The organism is Thalassobacterium sedimentorum, assembly GCF_031127905.1.
GTDB lineage: Bacteria > Verrucomicrobiota > Verrucomicrobiia > Opitutales > Coraliomargaritaceae > Thalassobacterium > Thalassobacterium sedimentorum.
The window spans coordinates 1-3,005 of record NZ_JARXIC010000079.1 but is presented as its reverse complement, the minus strand read 5'-3'; the positions used below and the strand labels follow the sequence as shown (position 1 = coordinate 3,005).

Below are 3,005 nucleotides of genomic sequence, written 5' to 3'. Positions count from 1 at the left end.
CAGCTGTTTTAGGATCTGTTTCAAGCATCTCCGATGCGCAAACAGGTAGCAGAAGTCCGAGGATTATCGTTCCATAGAAATTCCGTTTTAATGCCCAAAGTGCCTTATATGATTTGCTCATTTTATTTCGGTGAACGTGGAGATCAGCGGATGCGAGCCGACTGATTTAGATTAACACTGGCGGCGTTACTCGCATTCGCTGCATCGACTGGTTCTGGCCTGCTCTTGCATCCTATGATGAAAGTGATAAGGCCGAATATGATGAGTAATCCAGAGCCCGCCGCCGACTTCGTTCGCCATTGAGAAATGGCTGAATCGGCATGAGATCCCATAAACACGATGGACTCTTTCATTTCTTCTTCGTTCTCAGTTTTTGCTTCAGCTAATTCTGAAGTGCGCCAGGTCAGATCAACTTCGAAACTCTGAACTTTGCAAATCACAGGGAATATGTAGTGCAACACTCCTGCGATAATCATTAAGCTAGCGATGAGTTTCATTTTTTATTCAAGAACGTCTAGCTCACCCGACGACGCGCCGCAGGTGCGGAGTTGGGTGTAGCGTCTGGTTCGCATTAGTGTTTGTAAGTATCGACATCAATCGATGCTCCTATTTCAGCAAGAAATTTAATAGTCTCTGTCTCAAAACCGATAGCGGGCATTGGATGCTTTTCGTTGTCAGAAATCCATAGTACAACTTGTAGAACAGCCGCTAAGTTGAATCGATGCATTGCTTCTGATATTCGTTCGTGATGCTTTTGGAGTGGTTCAACTATTGATTCAGCCATTTCATAAATATCTATGATTTCATTTTTTATATTATCTGTAGATATTTGCCATGAGCTACATTTCGGTAATTGATCCGGGATTCTTTCACCTTTTCGGCTCACAGAGGTGGGTTCTATCCCAAGAAATTCAGTGAGTTCATCTGGATCAAACGAGTCCCCAAATAACGCGAAATATACTCTTCCTTCATTTGTATTCATTTTTTTTCTGCGAACGTCAAAGTGTGGCACGGAGTGAGGCACGAACGGAGTTGTCCACTACTGCCTGGTTAGACCAGTCCTCCTTCGACTAAATGCTTGCGACCATGCTTAGTGATACTTGGGACCCTGAAATTTCCCATCCACATATCCGCGGTGATGTAATCACGATCAATTAAAGAATCTATGTGATATTCAATTTTTTCAATTTTCAGCCCAGTGGGCTTAACCAGGTCGATGGTCCTGAGATTTTTATTCGCTGCCAAGAGTTTTAGGATGTCATTCTCTTCATCTAACAGACCGCCCTCAGGCTTAAGGTTCCCCACTTGTGCCTGGAGTCTTTTTATCTTGGAATCCTTCTCTTTTTCTCGTGATTGAGACTCCTGAAGCTCTGACTCCAAAAGAGATACCTTTTTCTCCAGAAGGTCTATTACATCTTTTGAAAGGCCATGGGATGCTCCAAGCCTTGCAACTTCTTTGGATACGCTTAGTGGGTTCATAGATTAATTTTGTCTAACGTCGAGCATGAGCGATGGCGCGTTAGCGACATTGCTCAGTGCGACTGGTTCTCACTAGTTTTGTTTAGTTGATTGTGAATATCTCTGAGCTTTTCGATCTGCTCGTCTGTGCTTAAGCCATAGTTTGGATTGGCTCTCTTCATTTCTTCCTCGTGAAGTTTTCTTTCCTTTTCTTTTTCTCGAATTCTCTTCGCTCCGATTTCCAGCCATGCCAATACTGGTATAATTGGCCAAATGATGAAAAAAGGGATGTCTATAGGAATATCGACTTCATGCTTGTGGAGTATTCTGAATGTTACGACGCATACGATTATTCCTGTGATAACGTATATTGCTATGATCCATTCCATTTTTTCTGAGAACGTGAAGGGGATGCGCGGAGAGTAGCGCGGCAGCGCTACTCGGAGTTGTCATCTCCCGTCTGGTTCTGATTAATTTTCAATAATGTTGAGTTCGTAGTTCGTTAGTAGAAACACCTCAGTGAAGACACCTTTGACGAATTCTGAACGCTTGTTTGGGGCGAGATCGAAGCCTGCTTCTATAGAGGTAAAAAAGTTAGCAACCTTTCCTGATGGGGTGGTTCCTTTCTCTTCATGAACTTCAAAGTCTACCTGCCACTTCAGGAGGTATTTTCTGAGTCTTATTTCTTCATCTTCGCTGATGAAACGAGTAAGTCTGTAGCCTTCAATCTCTGAAGTTCTAATTACTTTCTCGGTTTCTACAATGCCGATGAAACCGTCCTCCTCGGGTTCATATGTGGAGATTGGAAAGTCTACAAAGATCGACTGATCTGAGTATGTCGCAAACTGAACGTAGTTCTCTGTGGGAAGTGCTTCGATGATGACGAAGGCATCATCATTCTTTCTTTCCTTTAGTTTTTCTAGTGCAGTTGCAATGGGATCATCACTTTGCGTTTCAGGCTCAGAACAGCCTGAGTGGAGTATGCTGAAGCATATGAATAAGATGGATGTGATGATTCTATTCATTTTTTCTCAGAACGTAGAGGAGTCTCAAGGAGTGAGCGAGGGACGAGCGAACGAAATTGAGACCTCCGACTGGTTCACATTTTCAGTTTTCATTCCCACTGGCTTTGATCTATCAACGCATAAACCAATATGGTGGATTTTCGGAGTCACCGACTTCGTCGAATCGATGAGAAACAAAGTCACAAGCCGCTTCATGTGCAGATTTTTCTTCTGGTATTTTCTGCATGGCCATAAAAGCCTCGTCCATGTCTATAAGGCCCATCCATGGTCCCTTGTGCTCATTTTCTTCCGAGAGGTTCGAGCATCTAATGATCACGGCAGTTTGAACTTCTGTAATGAATTGTTGTTGTTTAGGTGTCATTTTCTTTCTGTGAACGTCGAGGATGAGCATAGATGAGCGTCAGCGAAATCTATTGCTCACTCCGATTGGTTGAACAAAGCCGCTACGCGGCGCGTGTGTATTTTAAGGTTTTCTAGAGTTAAAGGTGGGAGCCGAGCGGTCAGGCTCAGCTCCCTATGTCT

At 43.5% G+C, this 3,005-nt stretch carries 6 protein-coding genes; all 6 read right to left on the bottom strand.

The window, feature by feature from the left end; all coding sequences use genetic code 11:
• Positions 1–143 precede the first annotated feature (143 nt).
• Positions 144–497, bottom strand: a complete 354-nt coding sequence (locus QEH59_RS18335) for a hypothetical protein (protein ID WP_308986835.1) — start codon at positions 495–497, stop codon at positions 144–146.
• A 74-nt stretch (positions 498–571) separates the two neighbouring features.
• Positions 572–982, bottom strand: coding sequence for a DUF4279 domain-containing protein (locus QEH59_RS18330; protein WP_308986834.1), 411 nt, complete (start codon positions 980–982; stop codon positions 572–574).
• A 68-nt stretch (positions 983–1,050) separates the two neighbouring features.
• Positions 1,051–1,479, bottom strand: coding sequence for a hypothetical protein (locus tag QEH59_RS18325; protein WP_308986833.1), 429 nt, complete (start codon positions 1,477–1,479; stop codon positions 1,051–1,053).
• A gap of 53 nt (positions 1,480–1,532) precedes the next feature.
• A complete protein-coding gene (locus QEH59_RS18320) occupies positions 1,533–1,847 on the bottom strand; it encodes a hypothetical protein (RefSeq protein ID WP_308986832.1) in 315 nt (104 codons plus the stop codon).
• Between the two features lie 81 nt (positions 1,848–1,928).
• Positions 1,929–2,483: a hypothetical protein gene (locus QEH59_RS18315; RefSeq protein ID WP_308986831.1), complete on the bottom strand. Its 555-nt coding sequence runs from the start codon at positions 2,481–2,483 to the stop codon at positions 1,929–1,931.
• Positions 2,484–2,595: 112 nt separating this feature from the next.
• Positions 2,596–2,874, bottom strand: a complete 279-nt coding sequence (locus tag QEH59_RS18310) for a hypothetical protein (RefSeq protein WP_308986830.1) — start codon at positions 2,872–2,874, stop codon at positions 2,596–2,598.
• Positions 2,875–3,005 lie beyond the last annotated feature (131 nt).